Raw genomic sequence first — 16,636 nt, 5'->3', positions numbered from 1 at the left:
CGGGGCCAGAACCAGGCTGGCCCCAGGCGCTTATTTCAGCAGCAGATTAGCGATGGTGCGCACGCCAAGCCCGGTCGCACCGGCTGCCCACTGTTCAACCGCGCCTTTACGATAGGTAGCGGAACAATCAATATGCAGCCAGCCCTGCTGATAGTTACTGACAAAATGCGACAGGAACGCAGCGGCCGTACTTGCGCCTGCGGTATGTGCCGCACCGGCAATATTGTTCAGATCGGCAAAGTTGGATGACAGATGAGTCCGATGGAACTCCGCCAGCGGCAGACGCCAGAACGCTTCGTTTTCGCTGGCGGCGCTGTTTAACAGCTCCTGCGCCAGCCGATCGTCAAAGGTAAACAGCGCGTGATAATCGTTGCCCAGTGCGGTTTTTGCAGCGCCGGTCAGCGTAGCCGCATCAATAAGCAGCTCCGGCTGCTGCTGGCTGGCATCAATCAGGCCATCCGCCAGAACCAGACGCCCTTCCGCATCGGTATTCATGACCTCAACGGTTTTGCCGTTGCGGTAGCGAATAATATCGCCCAGGCGGAAAGCGTTGCCGCTCACCATATTGTCTGCACAGCAAAGATAGAGTTTTACGCGTTTTTTCAGGCCGCGCGCAATCGCCAGCCCTAACGCGCCGGTAACGGTTGCTGCGCCGCCCATATCGGACTTCATGGAGTCCATAAAGGCGCTTTGCTTCAGGCTGTAGCCGCCGGTATCAAAGGTAATGCCTTTGCCTACCAGACAGGCGTAAACCGGGGTATTTTCGTCACCGCCCGGATTATAATCCAGCGCCAGCAGGACCGGACTGCGCGACGAGCCACGGCCCACGGTATGCAAACCCATATAGTTTTGCTCGCGCAGATCTTCACCCTTGGTGATACGGTAACTCACCGCATCGCCGGCATATTTGCTGATCAGATCAACCGCGCGCCGCGCCAGTTGCTCCGGGCCCAGCTCTTCAGCCGGCTGGTTAATCACATTGCGTACCCAGTCGATGATGTTCAGACGGCGCTCCAGCTCCTGGCGATCGCTGTCGCTGAGCGGTGCCCAGTCAACGCTGCGTTCGCCTTTTGGTCCGCGATAGCCTTGCCAAAACGCCCAGCTTTTTTCCAAATCCCAGCCGTCGCCGCTCAACGTCACATGGCGAATGCCCTGACCGTCAATTTTACGCGCGGCGCGCTGAATGGTTGCCAGCGCATCGCTGCCGTTCAGGTGGATCGTCATTCCTTCCTGGTTGCTGCTGAGGATCGCTTTTTCGCCCCAACGTGCATCCGCAGCCGTGGTCGACAGCGCGATATTCATCTTTTCAGTGGTCATTTTTGTGTCCCTTTATATTTTTCTGAAACGAGAATGAAGCTGCCGGAGTTACTCAAACTCATCCAGCCAAACCAGCAGTATCGCTTCAAGAATTTTTTCACTGGATGCATCAGGATTATCATCAAACCCTTCCAGCTGACAAATCCATTGATGCATATCGGTAAAGCGTACCGTTTTTGGGTCGGTATCAGGATAAGCATCGTACAAGGCTTCGCCGATTTCACGGCTGTCGGTCCATTTCAGTCCCACAATTTCTCCTCAGACGAAAACGGGCCGGCTTTAAGGCCGGCCCGCGTAATGATTAATGTTCGCGTGCGTGGTTGATGGTATAGCGTGGAAGCTCCACTACCAGGTCTTCATCCGTTACGCGCGCCTGGCAGCTGAGACGGCTTTCCGGCTCCAATCCCCAGGCTTTATCCAGCATATCATCTTCATCTTCGCTGCTTTCCGGCAGTGAATCGAATCCTTCACGCACGATGCAGTGGCAGGTGGTGCAGGCACAGGATTTTTCACAGGCATGCTCAAGCTCAATGCCGTTGCGCAGCGCGACGTCAAGAATAGTATCGCCCTGTGCGGCGTCAAATACGCCGCCTTCCGGCAGCAGGTCCTTATGGGGTAAAAAGACAATCTTCGGCATTGATCAAACCTCATCCACAGAATGACCGGCCAGCGCGCGACGGACTGAGTTGTCCATACGACGGGCGGCAAAATCCTGGGTTACTTTATCAAGTTGTTTTACCGCCGCGCTGATGGCATCGGCCTCTTCGGCGCGGAGTGTTTCCTGCAGCTGCTGCTGCGCCTGTTGAATCTTCTGTAACTCATCTGCGCTCAGCAATGCGGCATCTTCCGCCAGCGCGCCGGCCAGGCTTTCCAGCACCCGCAGGCCTTCAACCTTCTGCTCGGCCAGCTTACGCGCCGCCACATCCTGCTGCGCATAGGCCATAGAGTCGGTAATCATGCTGGCAATTTCGTTTTCGGTCAGTCCATACGAGGGCTTAACCTGAATCGAAGCTTCTACGCCGGTGGATTTTTCCATCGCAGTCACGCTCAGCAGCCCATCCGCATCCACCTGAAAGGTTACACGAATATGCGCACCACCAGCGGGCATGGCCGGAATATTGCGCAGCGCGAAACGCGCCAGCGAACGACAATCGGCAACCAGCTCACGCTCGCCCTGCAGCACATGCATGCTCATCGCCGTTTGACCATCTTTAAAGGTGGTAAATTCCTGGGCGCGCGCGACCGGAATGGTGGTGTTACGCGGAATGATTTTCTCAACCAGGCCGCCCATGGTTTCCAGCCCTAAAGAGAGCGGGATCACATCCAGCAGCAGCATATCGCTGTCCGGTTTGTTACCTGCCAGAATATCAGCCTGAATCGCCGCCCCGATGGCCACCACTTTATCCGGATCGATGGTGGTTAACGGCTGACGACCAAAAAATTCGCCAACCTTTTCACGCACCAGCGGGACACGCGTCGAGCCGCCCACCATCACCACTTCCAGCACCTCTTCCGGCGTGACATCAGCATCTTTCAGCGCCCGGCGGCAGGAGAGCAGCGTCCGCTTCACCAGCCCGGCGATCAGGTTATCGAAATCAGCGCGCGTAACCGTGCCCTGCCACTCGCCCAGCGTTACGGCAACGCTCTCATGTTCGCTCAGCGCGATTTTGGCGGCGATGGCCTTATCCAGCAGCTGCCGCTGTACGCTGTGATCGCCACGATCGTGCAGCCCGGCCTGCTCACGCAGCCAGTCGGCCAGCAGATGGTCGAAATCATCGCCGCCCAGCGCTGAATCGCCGCCGGTCGCCAGCACCTCAAACACGCCACGGCTCAGGCGCAGCACGGAAATATCGAAAGTGCCGCCGCCGAGATCGTAAACCGCAATCACCCCTTCCTGACCTGAATCCAGGCCATAGGCGATCGCTGCCGCAGTGGGTTCGTTCAGCAGACGCAGCACCTTTAACCCCGCCAGACGAGCGGCGTCTTTGGTCCCCTGACGCTGTGCATCATCGAAATAGGCGGGAACGGTAATTACCACGCCGTCCAGCTCGCCCTGCAGGCTTTCACGCGCACGCTCGGCCAGCGCCTGCAGAATATCGGCAGAAACGCGTACCGGATTCACTATGCCCGCTGCCGTCTGGATCATCGGCAGACCGTTTTCACTGGGCAGCAGTTGATAGGGAAGATGAGGATAACGCTGTTGAATATCGGCCAGCGAACGGCCCATCAAACGCTTAACCGAACTAATGGTATTCACCGGATCGGTTGCCGCCTGCTGGCGCGCTTCCCATCCTACGCAATTTTGCTGCGCCTGATACCACACCACCGAAGGCAAAAGGTGACGACCCTGCGCATCGGGCAGGGTTTCTGCCTGTCCGCTGCGCACGGTGGCGACCAAAGAGTTAGTGGTGCCCAGATCGATTCCCACGGCCAGACGACGCTGGTGCGGGGCAGCACTCAGACCCGGCTCGCTAATTTGTAATAACGCCATGTTAGTTTTCCCGGTTAGAAATCGAGCAGCTTCTCTTCCAGCTGTTCTGTCTGGCTGCGCAGTTTAGCGAGAAAACGCAGCTTGCGCACCGTATCTGCCGCCGCGTCCCACTGGGCAGCGGCCAGTTCCTGCTGCATTTGCTGACTGCGCTGCTGCATCATTGCTGCCAGCCGCTGCATAAAGGCTTGCAGTTTCGCTTCGGCGTCGGGCGCCTGTTCTATCGCGTCCAGCTCTTCCCGCAACGCCAGCTGCTCCATCAGAAAGGCGGTATCGCGCATCGTATGCTGTTCATTATTGATATCGAAACCGTGCAGCGACAGCAGATATTCCGCGCGCGGCAGCGGCTGGCGCAGAGCCTGATAGCCTTGATTGATGGTGGCGGCCTGCTGTAAGGCCTGAAGGCGTTCACGCTCCGGCTGTGACGCGAAGCGATCGGGGTGGAACTGACGTTGCAGCGCCTGAAAACGAGCGGTGAGCTCTGCCGTGTCAATCTCAAAAGAGGGCGGCAGGCCAAAAAGAGTGAAGTAATCCATAGCAGACTCAGTTGATAACAGAGGGATGCATAAAAAGAATCGCCCCGTTCCCGGAGCGATTTATTCTGCTGCTGCGCCAACGCTAAACGTTGAAGCTTTCTCCGCAGCCGCATTCATCTTTCATGTTCGGGTTATTGAACCTGAACCCTTCGTTCAGGCCTTCCTTCACGAAATCAAGCTCGGTCCCATCGAGATAAACCAGGCTTTTCGCATCGATAACCACGTTAACGCCTTTATCTTCGAAAACGGTATCTTCGGGCTGGGGCGCATCAACAAATTCCAGCACGTAGGCCATGCCGGAACAGCCAGAGGTACGTACGCCAAGACGTAAGCCAAAGCCTTTACCACGGTTATGCAAAAAGTTGCTTACGCGGGAAGCCGCGCTGTCGCTCAGGGTAATAGACATAAATCCCCCTTACTGTGCGTCTTTCTTGCTCTTGTAATCCGCGATGGCGGCCTTGATGGCGTCTTCAGCCAGGATTGAGCAGTGAATTTTCACCGGCGGCAGTTCCAGCTCTTCGGCGATCTGAGTATTTTTAATCGCAGCGGCTTCATCAAGCGACTTGCCTTTTACCCATTCGGTAATCAGCGAGCTGGAAGCGATAGCGGAACCGCAACCGTAGGTTTTGAAACGCGCATCTTCAATAATGCCGCTGTCGCTTACCTTGATTTGCAGCTTCATAACGTCGCCGCACGCCGGTGCGCCGACCATGCCGCTGCCGATAGAGGGATCGCTGTTGTCAAAAGATCCCACGTTGCGTGGATTTTCGTAATGATCGATTACTTTTTCGCTGTAAGCCATGATCTGTTCTCCTGAAACCTGAAATTAATGATGCGCCCATTCGATGCTGTTCAAATCCACGCCCGCTTTAAACATTTCCCACAGTGGAGAAAGCTCGCGCAGTCGGCCAATGGATTTGCGCACCAGTGCAATGGTGTAATCAATCTCTTCTTCAGTCGTGAAGCGGCCAAGGGAGAAACGGATTGAACTGTGTGCCAGCTCGTCGCTCATACCGAGCGCACGCAGCACGTAAGAAGGTTCCAGGCTGGCGGAAGTACAGGCGGAGCCAGAGGAAACCGCCAGATCTTTCAGCGCCATGATCAGCGACTCGCCTTCTACATAGTTGAAGCTGACGTTCAGAATGTTCGGTACGCCCTGCTCCAGATCGCCGTTAAGATAGACTTCTTCGATATCTTTCAGGCCATCCCACAGACGGTTACGCAGCGTGCGCAGGCGCGCCATTTCGCTTTCCATCTCTTGTTTCGCGATACGGTAAGCTTCGCCCATGCCGACAATCTGATGCACCGGCAGAGTACCAGAACGCATACCGCGTTCGTGACCGCCGCCGTGGATTTGCGCTTCCAGACGAATACGCGGCTTGCGACGTACGTAAAGCGCGCCGATGCCTTTCGGACCGTAGATTTTGTGCGCGGAGAACGACATCAGATCCACTTTCAGCTGGCTGAGGTCGATCGGCAGTTTGCCAACGCTTTGCGTGGCATCAACGTGGTAAATGATCCCGCGCGCACGGCACATTTCACCGATGGTCGCGATATCCTGCACCACGCCGATTTCGTTATTAACATGCATGATGGAAACCAGAACGGTATCGTCACGCATCGCCGCTTCCAGTTGCTGCAGATCAATAATGCCATTGCTCTGCGGCGCGAGATAAGTCACTTCAAAGCCTTCGCGCTCTAACTGGCGACAGGTATCCAGCACCGCTTTATGTTCGGTTTTGCTGGTAATGATGTGCTTGCCTTTTTTCTGATAAAACTGGGCGGCGCCTTTGATAGCCAGGTTGTCAGACTCGGTCGCGCCAGAGGTAAACACGATTTCACGCGGGTCAGCCCCTACCAGCTCGGCGACCTGGTTGCGCGCAATATCAACCGCCTCTTCCGACTGCCAGCCAAAACGGTGGGAACGGGAGGCCGGGTTACCGAAGGTGCCGTCCAGAGTAAGATACTGCATCATCTTTTCCGCCACACGCGGATCGGCCGGCGTGGTAGCGGAATAATCCAGGTAAATCGGTAATTTCATTGCTCTTAAGCTCCGTACATCGCTTCAAATCAAAAATTATCAGGCCCGCAGATTTATATTAATGGTCTCCTGCGTGCGGCCATTCGCCATACGGCGCGTTTCGTTATTCTGACGATCGGCTATATCAAGGATCTCTTTATTATTCACCAGCTCAGCCAGCGTAATGTTGTTGAGAAAATCGCTGATACGCTCGCTTAAATCGTGCCACAGGACGTGCGTCAGGCAGCGCTCACCGCCCTGGCAGCCCTCTTTCCCCTGGCAGCGCGTCGCGTCAACCGACTCATCGACAGCGGTGATCACCGCGCCAACGGCAATTTCAGCCGCGCTTTTGCCCAGCAGATATCCACCGCCCGGTCCGCGTACGCTGGCCACCAGGCCATTTTTACGCAGGCGCGAAAAGAGCTGCTCAAGGTAAGAGAGAGAGATCCCCTGGCGCTCTGAAATATCGGCCAGCGGCACCGGCCCTTCATGTGAGTGCAGTGCAACGTCAAGCATCGCAGTAACGGCGTAACGGCCTTTTGATGTCAGTCTCATAGCTTGGCGACCCTCAGTTATACCCTGTTTCGGAGTGATATATGATGGTCGCAAGTCTGACATTCCCGAGTGTTTTGGTCAACTATTTAACCTGGTAAAACACTCAAGTATTAGCCGCTGCGTTTGTACTCTGGCAATGCTTAATTTTCGCCGCGCTTTTTCTCAAAAGAGGCAAGCATGCCGCGCAGAATATTTAGCTCGTCACGCTCCGGGCGGGCACGCGTATAAAGGCGGCGCAGCTTGCTCATTACCTGCCCCGGATTCGACGGGCGAATAAAGCCGCTGGTCACCATCATCTGCTCCATATGCTGATAAAAGCGCTCCAGATCGTCGACAAGCGGATAGGGGCTCTCTTCATACTGCGGCTGCTCTACACGATCGCTTTGCAGGAAAGCCATGCGCACTTCATATGCCAGGATCTGTACGGCCATCGCCAGATTCAGTGAGCTGTAGTCGGGGTTAGCCGGGATCGCTACGTGATAGTGACATTTTTGCAGTTCGTCATTGGTCAGGCCGACGCGTTCACGACCAAATACGATGGCAACCGGCGCCTGCGCGCCCTCTTCCACACATTTGACGCCGCACTCGCGCGCATCCAGCATCGGCCAGGGCAGCGTACGCGAACGGGCGCTGGTGCCGACCACCAGACTACAGCCGGCAATCGCTTCATCCAGCGATTCGACAATTACCGCATCGCCAATCACATCGCTGGCCCCTGCGGCGAGCGAGATGGCCTGCGAATCAGGCTTAACCAGCGGATTAACCAGATAAAGGTTAGTCAGCCCCATAGTTTTCATCGCGCGGGCGACGGAACCCATATTGCCAGTGTGAGAGGTTTCCACCAGCACAATACGAATATTTTGCAGCATATAACTCAAGGAGGTCGGTGAGATAATTTGTTGATGCTAACATAAATGCAGGACATTTTCCGATCTCCCTGCTATACTCCGCGCCGTTTTCCTCGTTCTTTAACATCCAGTGAGAGATACTGATGCATCCGATGCTCAACATCGCCGTGCGCGCTGCGCGCAAGGCCGGCAATTTAATCGCCAAAAATTACGAAACTCCGGACGCCGTTGAAGCTAGCCAGAAAGGCAGCAACGATTTCGTGACCAATGTTGACCGCGACGCCGAGCGCCTGATTATTGAGGTGATTCGCAAATCTTATCCGCAGCACACTATTATCGGTGAAGAGAGTGGTGAACTGACGGCAGAAGATCAGGATGTACAATGGATTATCGATCCGCTGGATGGCACCACCAACTTTATTAAACGCTTACCGCATTTCGCGGTCTCTATCGCTGTGCGCATCAAAGGCCGCACCGAAGTGGCTGTGGTTTACGATCCGATGCGTAACGAACTCTTCTCCGCCGTACGTGGCCAGGGCGCTCAGCTGAACGGCTATCGTCTGCGTGGCAGCAATGCCCGCGATCTGGACGGCACCATTCTGGCAACCGGCTTCCCGTTCAAACAGAAGCAGCACGCTGCGACCTATATGAAACTGGTTGGCAAGCTGTTTACCCAGTGCGCGGACTTCCGTCGTACCGGTTCAGCGGCGCTGGATCTCTGCTATGTCGCTGCCGGTCGCGTTGACGGTTATTTTGAAATTGGCCTGAAGCCGTGGGATTTCGCCGGTGGCGAACTGATTGCTCGTGAAGCGGGCGCGCTGGTAACTGACTTTACCGGTAATCATGGCTTTATGACCTCTGGTAATATCGTTGCCGGTAATCCGCGCGTAGTGAAAGCGATGCTGGCTTCCATGCGCGATGAGCTGAGCGATGCGCTGAAGCGTTAATCTCACGCTGGCGAGAAATGCCGCACGCTTCTTCTGGAAGGTGCGGCATTTTTTTATCTTTTTTCAGCGCAGCGCGCGCAGGCCGCCTGAAATCGCCGGTTGCGCGCTGAGCCACAGCACGACGCCGCCAGTCATCAACAGCAAACCGCCTGCCAGCGCCAGGCTCTGTAACGCCACGCGTTGCCAGGGCGCAGGCGCAGTGCGCCGGTTCAGCCGTATCGCCAGCGTACGCGAGCTGTGTACCAAAAGCGCCATCATTGAGACCGTCAGCGCTGTGCCCAGCGCCATCGCCAGTGCGCTAAACACGCCCCATGCATAGACGCCAATCACCCGGGAAAAAAGCAGCATCATGATCGCGCCGGAACAGGGGCGCAGCCCCATCGACAGTACCACCAGCAGTGACGTTTTCCAGCTGGTTGCCTGGGCCAGCTGCTGATCGTCAGGCAGATTCTGGTGACCGCAGCCGCAGTGCGCATCGTGCTGATGATCAAGCGGACGCAGCTGCTGAATGCGCAGCGCGCCGTTACGCCGCAACTGACGCAGCGCGCGCCAGCACAGCCAGACGCCAAGCCCGACCACCAGCAGATAGCTGCCCTTCTCCAGCCAGTAGCTGCTGAGATGAAGCTGGCGGGAAGAGGCCTGCAGAATCACTAACACCAACGTCACCAGCGCTACCGCCACAAACCCCTGCACCAGCGCGGCGGCCAGCGTCAGGCGCAGGCTGGTTTTCAGGCGCACAGGATGCGTGGCGAGAAAGGTGGCGATCACCACTTTACCGTGTCCCGGCCCCAGGGCATGAAGAATGCCATACAGCAGGCTAAAGCCCAGCAGGGCCAGCCCAGCCTGATGCGGATGCGCTGCCGTTCGCTGCAACAGAGCAATCATCTGCTGATGCAGACCCTTTTGCCAGATAACGCTTTGCCACAGCAGCTGCGGCCAATACCACCAGGCGGCCAGCGCGCCCAGCAGCGCCAGCATCAGTACGCTCCACAGCGGCCACAGGCTGCGCCAGCGCGCGTTATCGCGTTGCAGAATCATTGACATGAGAGCGTTACCGTTTGAGCGAACTGACGGCCCAGGTCCATGCTTTCCGGCGGCGCATCGGCTTTATCCAGCGACAGGGCGAAATTTTTCAACGCAGCATCCGGCTGTGGCGTTTGCAGCGTCATTTTGCAGCGGGACGCCAGCGGTTCCGGCAGGCTTAACGCCTGAGCATTCTTCCAGGTCATATCGACAAAATAGGTGGGATCAAAAGAGCTAAAAGTATAGGTCTGGCCTTTCAACGGCTGCGGCTGCGCCAGCGGCAAAACAAATGTCAGCACCGCCTGCGCCCCGTTGCGAGCCAGCGCGTAAGATGGCGGCAGATTATCAAACTTTACCGCTTTGCCCCGATGCCAGAACTCGGTGAAATAGTGCTGTGCCAGTACGTTAGCCATTACTTCCGCCGCCAGTTTTTTCCATACCGGTGAACCGGGCTCGGCGTCGCCGGCATCATATAGCAGATCCGCTGAGGTGATCTCATCCATCGTCCAGACCATCTTTAAACCGGTCAGCGCATCATTACTGACCACCGGCATGGTTTGCATGGCAATAAAGCTGTGCGGATGAGACCAGGCTAAAGGCGAAAGGAGTAGCGTCAGGCAGCCAATACCGGCGCGTTTAATCAGGGTGGTCGCTGTCATTCATCTTCCTGTACGGCAATTCTGTGAGCCAGGTTAACGTCTGGATAAAAATATGTCGGCATGCATCTGTTGTCACGCCGGTTGTCTATGCTTATTTTTGGTATGACTGACCGGAAAATTCATGATGAGTTCTGCTACAACTACAGCACCACTCTTCTCCAGTTCCCAGCGTCGTTGTCATCTCCTGCTGATGCTCTATTTGCCCGAGCCCTTGCTGACCCTGGATAGCCTGTGCCAACTCAATCATGTAGATCCTCCGCTTGCCCGGCAAGATATAGCGGAGGTCGATGAAGAGATCCAGCGTTATCACCGCCTCGCCATTTTACAGCAGCAGGACGGCACATTTTTGCTGCAGGGCGAAGAGCTGGACAGACGCCTCTGCCTGCTGCACTGGCTGCGTCGGGCGCTGCGCGTTTCTCCGGTATTTATCGAAGGTCATTTTACGCCTGCACTGCGCCAGCATCTGCAGGCGCGTCAGATTGAAAAGCTTTTATATAACGAGCGCAACCTGCAGGCCCTGATTGAACACTGTGCAGGTCGCCTGCAACGCAACTTTAGCCCACGCGATCGGCTGTTTCTTCAGCTGTTTATGCAATATTCGCTGTGCCATGCGCGCCAGGCTAGTTTTTCGGCCCGTCAGCAGCTTTGGCTGGTAAATAAAGCCGAGCGGCTGGCGGCACAGGAGGTGATTCAGCACTGGCAGCGGCGCTGCCGCTTTGCACCCGACGCCAGCGAAATCGATTTCTATACATTGCTGTTCAGTATGATCCACGCGCCCTCCCCCGGGCGATTATCGCATCAGGGCGAACGGGAACTCATGGAGCAAACCCAACGGCTGATGGCGCGCTTTCAGTCTCTTTCCGGCATGCGCTTCAGCAATGAACAGGGGCTGTGCAGCCAGCTCTACACGCATCTGGCTCAGGCGCTGGACCGCTGCCATTTCTTGATCGGTATCGATAACAGCCTCTCTGAGGAGGTTATCCGCCTCTATCCACGCCTGCTGCGTACCACGCAAAGCGCTGTTGAAACCTTTGAAAATCATTATGGCATCCGCTTTTCCACAGAAGAGATGGGCCTGATCGCCGTTATTTTCGGATCCTGGCTAATGCAGGAGAGCGCTTTGCAGGAGAAGCAGGTGCTGCTGTTGACGGGCGATAAGGCTGCGCTGGAAAAGGAGTTAGAGCAACAGCTGCGGGAACTCACGCTGTTGCCGTTGAATATTAAATATTTATCAACATGCGACTTTCAGCGTTACGGAGCGCCGAAAGGCGTGACGCTGGTGGTCTCGCCTTATGCCGCCCCGCTACCGCTCTATTCGCCACCCTTCATTCATGCTGAGCTGCCGTTAACCGCTCACCAGCAGCAGCGAATTCGTCTATTGCTGGAATCCTGAGGCCTGTACGCGCGGACGCAGAAACAGCGCTGGCAGCACCAGCAGCGCCATTAACCAAAAGATATTACCGTGCAGATGGCGGAATAGTACGCCGCACACCATGGTCATCACCGCAATACCGCCGCCCATCGCCAGCGCCGAATAAACCGATTGCAGACGAATCACTTCCCCACCCTGACGCGCCGCGATAAAACGCATTGCCGCCAGATGGCAAACGGTAAAACTGCCGCAGTGCAGGATCTGGGCGACAATCAACCATGGCAGTTGGGTGGTCGTGGCCATCAGGCTCCAGCGCACCAGCGCGCAGATGCCGGAGAGCAGCAGCAGATCGCGCGCGCTCCAGCGGCGGAACAGACGATTGCTCAGCGCAAAAATGATAATTTCCGCCACCACGCCCAGCGACCACAAATAGCCAACCACGCTGGCGGAATAGCCCGCCTCCTGCCACCAGATAGCGCTAAAGCCATAATAGGCGGCGTGCGCGCCCTGCATCAGCGTCACGCAGAGCAGGAAACGCCATACGCTGTTTTCCTGCAGCAGAGATTTCCATTCGGTCCACCCGGCGCTCTCCGTGGCGCGAGTTTCTCCCACTGGCATTATTGCCGGTCGCAGTAGCATCCCACCCAGCATCATCACAATGCCCACGCTTAACAGCGCCAGGATCGCCTGGCTGTTCCAGGCGGTAATCAGCACGCCGGTCAGCGCCGAGCTGATGACAAACGCCAGCGAACCCCACAGTCTTACCGGCCCGTAAGGCAGCGCGATTTGGCGCGTCCAGGTGGCGGCCAGCGCATCGCTGAGCGGCACCAGCGGCGAGAAAAACAGATTGAAGCCGATCATTACCAGCAGCAGCCACAGCCACTGCTGTCCCAGCCAGAACCCGGCGGCGCACAACAGCGTTAACAGCGCCAGCAGACGCAGCGCCAGCACCAGCTGTGAGGGATCGCGCACTCGTGAGGCGATAAGCAGGCTGCCAACAAAGCGGGCAATCATTCCGGCCCCCAGCAGCAGACCGATTTTTTCCGCATCCAGCCCGCTGCCTTTTAACCATACGGCCCAGAAAGGCAGATAGATGCCATAACAAAAAAAGTAGGTGAAGTAACCGAGTGCTAACCAGTATGTTGAACGGACCGTCATATATCCCCCGACAATAAGGCGCTTACTTTGGCAAATCGTGGAAGGATAAGCAATTAAGGGTTTCTGCGGGGATAAAAAGCCCCGGCCAACGGGGCGGGGCTTTTAGCTAAAGCGAGAGGAAAACTCTCAGGCGTAAACCGGGAAGCGAGCGCAAACTTCCAGCACTTTCTGCTTCACGCGCTCGATGGTCGCTTCATCGTTGATGTTATCCAGCACATCTACAATCCAGCCAGCCAGCTCGCGAACTTCAGCTTCTTTAAAGCCGCGACGGGTGACCGCCGGCGTACCGATACGGATACCAGAGGTGACAAACGGGCTCTTGGGATCGTTCGGCACGCTGTTTTTGTTTACGGTGATGTTCGCACGGCCCAGCGCGGCATCGGCTTCTTTACCGGTAAGGTTTTTATCCACCAGATCCAGCAGGAACAGATGGTTGTAGGTGCCGCCGGAAACCACGTTGTAGCCACGTTCCAGGAAGACTTCGACCATCGCCTTGGCGTTCTTCGCCACCTGCTGCTGATAAACCCGGAACTCCGGCTCCATCGCTTCTTTCAGCGCCACCGCTTTACCCGCGATAACGTGCATCAGCGGGCCGCCCTGTCCGCCTGGGAAAACGGCAGAGTTAAGCTTTTTATACAGTTCTTCGTTGCCGCCCTTCGCCAGAATCAGGCCGCCGCGCGGACCCGCCAGCGTTTTATGGGTGGTGGTGGTAACGATATGCGCATGCGGAACCGGGTTCGGATAAACGTCTGCGGCAATCAGACCCGCAACGTGTGCCATATCAACAAACAGGTAAGCGCCAACGCTGTCGGCGATTTCACGCATTTTTGCCCAGTCGCATACGCCAGAGTAGGCGGAGAAGCCGCCAATGATCATCTTCGGCTTATGCTGCTGTGCCAGCGAAGCCAGCTCGTCATAATCGATTTTGCCCGTTTCGTCGATACCGTAAGGTACAACGTTATACAGTTTGCCAGAGAGGTTTACCGGAGAGCCGTGCGTCAGGTGACCGCCGTGTGCAAGGTTCATACCTAAAATGGTATCGCCCGGCTGCAGCAGCGCGGTATAGACTGCAAAGTTTGCCTGTGAACCAGAATGCGGCTGGACGTTGGCATAATCTGCGCCGAACAGCGCTTTGGCGCGATCGATGGCCAGTTGCTCAACGATATCTACATATTCACAACCGCCGTAATAACGTTTGCCCGGATAGCCTTCGGCATATTTATTGGTCAGCTGTGAACCTTGCGCCTGCATCACGCGCGGGCTGGTGTAGTTTTCTGAAGCAATCAGTTCAATATGCTCTTCCTGACGAACCTTTTCTTGCTCCATTGCTTGCCACAACTCGGCATCGTAATCGGCAATGTTCATATCACGCTTTAACATCCGCATCTCCTGACTCAGCTAACTTTTAACGGCACTATATGGCCCTGACGGGCGAAGGCCAACAGTGTAAACCGTTTTGCAGGTAGAAGCATAGCCTCGTGAACGGCTTTTTACGCAAACGATTGGCTTGAGCACTGGCAAGGTTTGCAGCCCGATTGCCTTCCTGCTTTTATCATGACAGTTATTCAGTCGCCGCCTGTCTGTTTTTCATTATTGCTAACGTTAGCATCCTTTATTTTTCCAGGATTATTTACAAATAACGACAAAAGCAATTAACATGCATTTAAAATGCAATTTATAAATTTCACTGGAGAGTGATTATGCTTGATGCCCAAACCATCGCCACCGTTAAATCCACCCTGCCCGCTGTGGCAGCAACGGGTCCTGCGCTAACCGCTTACTTTTATGACCGGATGTTTACCCATAACCCGGAACTGAAAGATGTGTTTAATATGAGCAATCAGCGCAATGGCGATCAACGTCAGGCCCTTTTTGACGCTATCTGTGCTTATGGCGCTAACCTTGAAAATCTGGCGGCTCTGCTGCCTGCCGTAGAGCGTATCGCGCAAAAACACACCAGTTTTTCCGTTAAGCCGGAACAGTATCAGATTGTGGGCAAACACCTGCTGGCCACCATTGATGAAATGCTCAATCCTGGCCCGGAAGTGCTGGACGCCTGGGCCAAAGCCTATGGCGTGCTGGCCAATGTGTTTATCCAGCGCGAAGAGGAAATTTATCATGATCACGAGGAAAAACCGGGCGGCTGGCGCGGCACACGGCCTTTCCGTATCAGCGCTATTCAGCAGCAGAGCGAGGTCATTAAAAGCTTTACCCTGACGCCGGTAGATGGCGAACCGGTGGCGGATTTTAACCCAGGCCAGTATCTGGGCGTGCATGTGCAGGATCCTGACTTCGCTAACCATGAAATCCGGCAATACTCTCTGACCCATGCGCCAAATGGTCGCGACTATCGCATCGCCGTAAAACATGAAGCGCTGGGTACGGTTTCCGGCTGGCTGCATGCGAAAGCAAAAGTTGGCGACGTGGTTAATCTGGCAGCGCCGGCCGGCGACTTTTTCCTGCAGGTCGAGGCGACAACACCTGTGACCCTGATTTCAGCTGGCGTCGGCTTAACGCCGATGCTGGCGATGCTGCATGCCCTTGCCAAACAGCCTCACCAGGCACCGGTAAGCTGGCTTCATGCAGCAGAGAACGGTGCCCGCCATGCGTTTGCTGATGAAGTCGCGCAAACCGGCGCGTTGCTTCCGCATTTCAACAGCCATGTCTGGTACAGCAAACCGCGTGAGCAAGATGCCGGACGCTTTAGCGCGCAGGGCAAAATAGATCTCTCTGCCGTTGCCGCCGAGCTGGCTGAAACAGATCGCCACTACTATCTTTGCGGTCCGGTAAGCTTTATGCAATTTATTGCGCGTCAGCTGCTGGATGCCGGCGTTCCCCATCAGCATATTCATTATGAGGTGTTTGGCCCGCACAAAGTGGTTTAAGCTCATTGCTGATTCCGGGTATTTACGCAGGTGACGCATGAAAACGATCGGTTTGTTGGGCGGGATGAGCTGGGAGTCAACGGCGCTCTATTACAAAATTATCAACGAAGGCATCAACGCGCAGCTTGGTGGTTTGCACTCTGCCAGGCTGGTGATGTATAGCGTGGATTTTTATGAAATAGAGCAGCTGCAGGCGGCCGGTAACTGGCAGGAAGCAGGAGAAAAGCTTGCGGCAGCAGCCCACGCTTTGCAGACGGCGGGCGCTGATTTTATCGTGCTCTGTACCAATACCATGCATAAAGTGGCACCTGCAATCGCCTCGGCGTGCACTCTTCCGCTGCTGCATATTGCCGACGCCACGGCGGAAGCGATTAAAACGGCCGGGATGGGTAAAGTCGGGCTGTTAGGCACCCGCTTTACGATGGAGCAGGCATTTTATAAACAGCGGCTGCAGAACGACTATGGCATTGAAGTAGTGATCCCGGATGAAGCCGGACGCGAAACCGTGCATCAGGTTATCTATCAGGAGCTGTGCCTGGGCCATATTAATGCCGCTTCCCGAGAGAAATATCGCGCGGTGATGGAAGAGCTGGTCGCGCAGGGAGCGGAAGCCATTATTATGGGCTGTACGGAAATTACGCTGCTTATCGATCAACAGGATGCGACGGTTCCGCTGTTCGACACCACGCAAATTCATGCTGAAGCGGCCGTCGCGCTGGCATTAGCCTGATGAAAAGCCAGCCCCGACCAGGCGCTGGCAAAGAGTGCGTTCGGATTTAAACTCCACTGGCGTCCAGGCGCGAAAGCAATCAGCTCGCCTGGACGTTA

The 16,636-nt window shown here is 55.8% G+C and carries 18 protein-coding genes; 4 read left to right on the top strand and 14 right to left on the bottom strand.

Annotation, left to right across the window (positions count from 1 at the left end; genetic code table 11):
* Window positions 1-30: 30 nt before the first annotated feature.
* The 10 genes from pepB to trmJ form a co-directional block, all read right to left on the bottom strand.
* Window positions 31-1,317, bottom strand: a complete 1,287-nt coding sequence (gene pepB / locus ACQE32_RS00590; protein WP_426971646.1) for an aminopeptidase PepB — start codon at window positions 1,315-1,317, stop codon at window positions 31-33.
* 48 nt (window positions 1,318-1,365) lie between these two features.
* A complete protein-coding gene (gene iscX / locus ACQE32_RS00585; RefSeq protein ID WP_085070708.1) occupies window positions 1,366-1,566 on the bottom strand; it encodes a Fe-S cluster assembly protein IscX in 201 nt (66 codons plus the stop codon).
* Window positions 1,567-1,618: 52 nt separating this feature from the next.
* Window positions 1,619-1,954, bottom strand: coding sequence for an ISC system 2Fe-2S type ferredoxin (gene fdx, locus ACQE32_RS00580; protein ID WP_085070706.1), 336 nt, complete (start codon window positions 1,952-1,954; stop codon window positions 1,619-1,621).
* Window positions 1,955-1,957: 3 nt separating this feature from the next.
* Window positions 1,958-3,808: a Fe-S protein assembly chaperone HscA gene (gene hscA / locus ACQE32_RS00575; protein ID WP_426980655.1), complete on the bottom strand. Its 1,851-nt coding sequence runs from the start codon at window positions 3,806-3,808 to the stop codon at window positions 1,958-1,960.
* Window positions 3,809-3,822: 14 nt separating this feature from the next.
* Window positions 3,823-4,341, bottom strand: a complete 519-nt coding sequence (hscB, locus tag ACQE32_RS00570; RefSeq protein ID WP_426971644.1) for a co-chaperone HscB — start codon at window positions 4,339-4,341, stop codon at window positions 3,823-3,825.
* Window positions 4,342-4,423: 82 nt separating this feature from the next.
* Window positions 4,424-4,747, bottom strand: a complete 324-nt coding sequence (gene iscA / locus ACQE32_RS00565; RefSeq protein ID WP_085070700.1) for an iron-sulfur cluster assembly protein IscA — start codon at window positions 4,745-4,747, stop codon at window positions 4,424-4,426.
* 9 nt (window positions 4,748-4,756) lie between these two features.
* A complete protein-coding gene (gene iscU, locus ACQE32_RS00560; RefSeq protein ID WP_103060082.1) occupies window positions 4,757-5,143 on the bottom strand; it encodes a Fe-S cluster assembly scaffold IscU in 387 nt (128 codons plus the stop codon).
* A gap of 24 nt (window positions 5,144-5,167) precedes the next feature.
* A complete protein-coding gene (locus tag ACQE32_RS00555; RefSeq protein ID WP_426980654.1) occupies window positions 5,168-6,382 on the bottom strand; it encodes an IscS subfamily cysteine desulfurase in 1,215 nt (404 codons plus the stop codon).
* A gap of 39 nt (window positions 6,383-6,421) precedes the next feature.
* Window positions 6,422-6,916, bottom strand: coding sequence for a Fe-S cluster assembly transcriptional regulator IscR (gene iscR / locus ACQE32_RS00550; protein WP_103060084.1), 495 nt, complete (start codon window positions 6,914-6,916; stop codon window positions 6,422-6,424).
* Window positions 6,917-7,056: 140 nt separating this feature from the next.
* Window positions 7,057-7,785 carry a tRNA (cytosine(32)/uridine(32)-2'-O)-methyltransferase TrmJ gene (gene trmJ, locus ACQE32_RS00545; protein ID WP_085070692.1) on the bottom strand — a complete coding sequence of 243 codons (729 nt, stop codon included), beginning with the start codon at window positions 7,783-7,785 and terminating at the stop codon, window positions 7,057-7,059.
* A 122-nt stretch (window positions 7,786-7,907) separates the two neighbouring features.
* On the opposite strand from trmJ, the gene suhB reads away from it, so the two are divergent.
* On the top strand, window positions 7,908-8,711 hold the full coding sequence (gene suhB, locus ACQE32_RS00540) for an inositol-1-monophosphatase (RefSeq protein ID WP_085070691.1): 804 nt from the start codon (window positions 7,908-7,910) through the stop codon (window positions 8,709-8,711).
* 63 nt (window positions 8,712-8,774) lie between these two features.
* Here suhB and ACQE32_RS00535 read toward each other — a convergent pair whose 3' ends face one another.
* Together ACQE32_RS00535 and ACQE32_RS00530 are read right to left on the bottom strand one after the other, a co-directional pair.
* Window positions 8,775-9,755, bottom strand: a complete 981-nt coding sequence (locus tag ACQE32_RS00535; protein ID WP_427021178.1) for a nickel/cobalt transporter — start codon at window positions 9,753-9,755, stop codon at window positions 8,775-8,777.
* Entirely contained in the window at window positions 9,746-10,393 is a 648-nt protein-coding gene (locus ACQE32_RS00530) for a DUF1007 family protein (protein WP_426971639.1), read from the bottom strand. Before ACQE32_RS00530 ends, ACQE32_RS00535 begins: the two co-directional genes overlap by 10 nt.
* Before the next feature lie 124 nt (window positions 10,394-10,517).
* Between ACQE32_RS00530 and csiE the strand changes: the two genes are divergently transcribed.
* The gene (csiE, locus tag ACQE32_RS00525) at window positions 10,518-11,786 is read left to right on the top strand and encodes a stationary phase inducible protein CsiE (protein WP_426973022.1); all 1,269 of its coding nucleotides are present in this window, start codon (window positions 10,518-10,520) and stop codon (window positions 11,784-11,786) included.
* Here csiE and ACQE32_RS00520 read toward each other — a convergent pair.
* The gene (locus tag ACQE32_RS00520) at window positions 11,769-12,923 is read right to left on the bottom strand and encodes a 3-phenylpropionate MFS transporter (protein WP_427021177.1); all 1,155 of its coding nucleotides are present in this window, start codon (window positions 12,921-12,923) and stop codon (window positions 11,769-11,771) included. The two genes, csiE and ACQE32_RS00520, sit on opposite strands and share 18 nt — an antisense overlap.
* Window positions 12,924-13,049: 126 nt before the next feature.
* Window positions 13,050-14,303: a serine hydroxymethyltransferase gene (gene glyA / locus ACQE32_RS00515; RefSeq protein WP_426971636.1), complete on the bottom strand. Its 1,254-nt coding sequence runs from the start codon at window positions 14,301-14,303 to the stop codon at window positions 13,050-13,052.
* A gap of 320 nt (window positions 14,304-14,623) precedes the next feature.
* On the opposite strand from glyA, the gene hmpA reads away from it, so the two are divergent.
* Both hmpA and ACQE32_RS00505 read left to right on the top strand, forming a co-directional pair.
* On the top strand, window positions 14,624-15,808 hold the full coding sequence (gene hmpA, locus ACQE32_RS00510; protein WP_427021176.1) for an NO-inducible flavohemoprotein: 1,185 nt from the start codon (window positions 14,624-14,626) through the stop codon (window positions 15,806-15,808).
* Between the two features lie 37 nt (window positions 15,809-15,845).
* Complete coding sequence (locus tag ACQE32_RS00505) at window positions 15,846-16,538, top strand: aspartate/glutamate racemase family protein (RefSeq protein ID WP_426971634.1); 693 nt, start codon at window positions 15,846-15,848, stop codon at window positions 16,536-16,538.
* Window positions 16,539-16,636: the final 98 nt, after the last annotated feature.

Source organism: Pantoea sp. FN0302, assembly GCF_050113775.1.
Classification (GTDB): Bacteria; Pseudomonadota; Gammaproteobacteria; order Enterobacterales; family Enterobacteriaceae; genus Mixta; species Mixta alhagi.
Note: the sequence above shows the minus strand (reverse complement) of the source record. Positions and strands in the feature narration are given on the sequence as shown.

Coding starts and splice junctions, on each gene's coding strand:
- fdx (WP_085070706.1), bottom strand. CDS start 1,954: ATGCCGAAGATTGTCTTTTTACCCCATAAGGACCTGCTGCCGGAAGGC.
- hscB (WP_426971644.1), bottom strand. CDS start 4,341: ATGGATTACTTCACTCTTTTTGGCCTGCCGCCCTCTTTTGAGATTGAC.
- ACQE32_RS00520 (WP_427021177.1), bottom strand. CDS start 12,923: ATGACGGTCCGTTCAACATACTGGTTAGCACTCGGTTACTTCACCTAC.
- iscR (WP_103060084.1), bottom strand. CDS start 6,916: ATGAGACTGACATCAAAAGGCCGTTACGCCGTTACTGCGATGCTTGAC.
- ACQE32_RS00530 (WP_426971639.1), bottom strand. CDS start 10,393: ATGACAGCGACCACCCTGATTAAACGCGCCGGTATTGGCTGCCTGACG.
- csiE (WP_426973022.1), top strand. CDS start 10,518: ATGAGTTCTGCTACAACTACAGCACCACTCTTCTCCAGTTCCCAGCGT.
- iscU (WP_103060082.1), bottom strand. CDS start 5,143: ATGGCTTACAGCGAAAAAGTAATCGATCATTACGAAAATCCACGCAAC.
- pepB (WP_426971646.1), bottom strand. CDS start 1,317: ATGACCACTGAAAAGATGAATATCGCGCTGTCGACCACGGCTGCGGAT.
- ACQE32_RS00555 (WP_426980654.1), bottom strand. CDS start 6,382: ATGAAATTACCGATTTACCTGGATTATTCCGCTACCACGCCGGCCGAT.
- hscA (WP_426980655.1), bottom strand. CDS start 3,808: ATGGCGTTATTACAAATTAGCGAGCCGGGTCTGAGTGCTGCCCCGCAC.
- iscA (WP_085070700.1), bottom strand. CDS start 4,747: ATGTCTATTACCCTGAGCGACAGCGCGGCTTCCCGCGTAAGCAACTTT.
- glyA (WP_426971636.1), bottom strand. CDS start 14,303: ATGTTAAAGCGTGATATGAACATTGCCGATTACGATGCCGAGTTGTGG.
- hmpA (WP_427021176.1), top strand. CDS start 14,624: ATGCTTGATGCCCAAACCATCGCCACCGTTAAATCCACCCTGCCCGCT.
- ACQE32_RS00535 (WP_427021178.1), bottom strand. CDS start 9,755: ATGTCAATGATTCTGCAACGCGATAACGCGCGCTGGCGCAGCCTGTGG.
- suhB (WP_085070691.1), top strand. CDS start 7,908: ATGCATCCGATGCTCAACATCGCCGTGCGCGCTGCGCGCAAGGCCGGC.
- trmJ (WP_085070692.1), bottom strand. CDS start 7,785: ATGCTGCAAAATATTCGTATTGTGCTGGTGGAAACCTCTCACACTGGC.
- ACQE32_RS00505 (WP_426971634.1), top strand. CDS start 15,846: ATGAAAACGATCGGTTTGTTGGGCGGGATGAGCTGGGAGTCAACGGCG.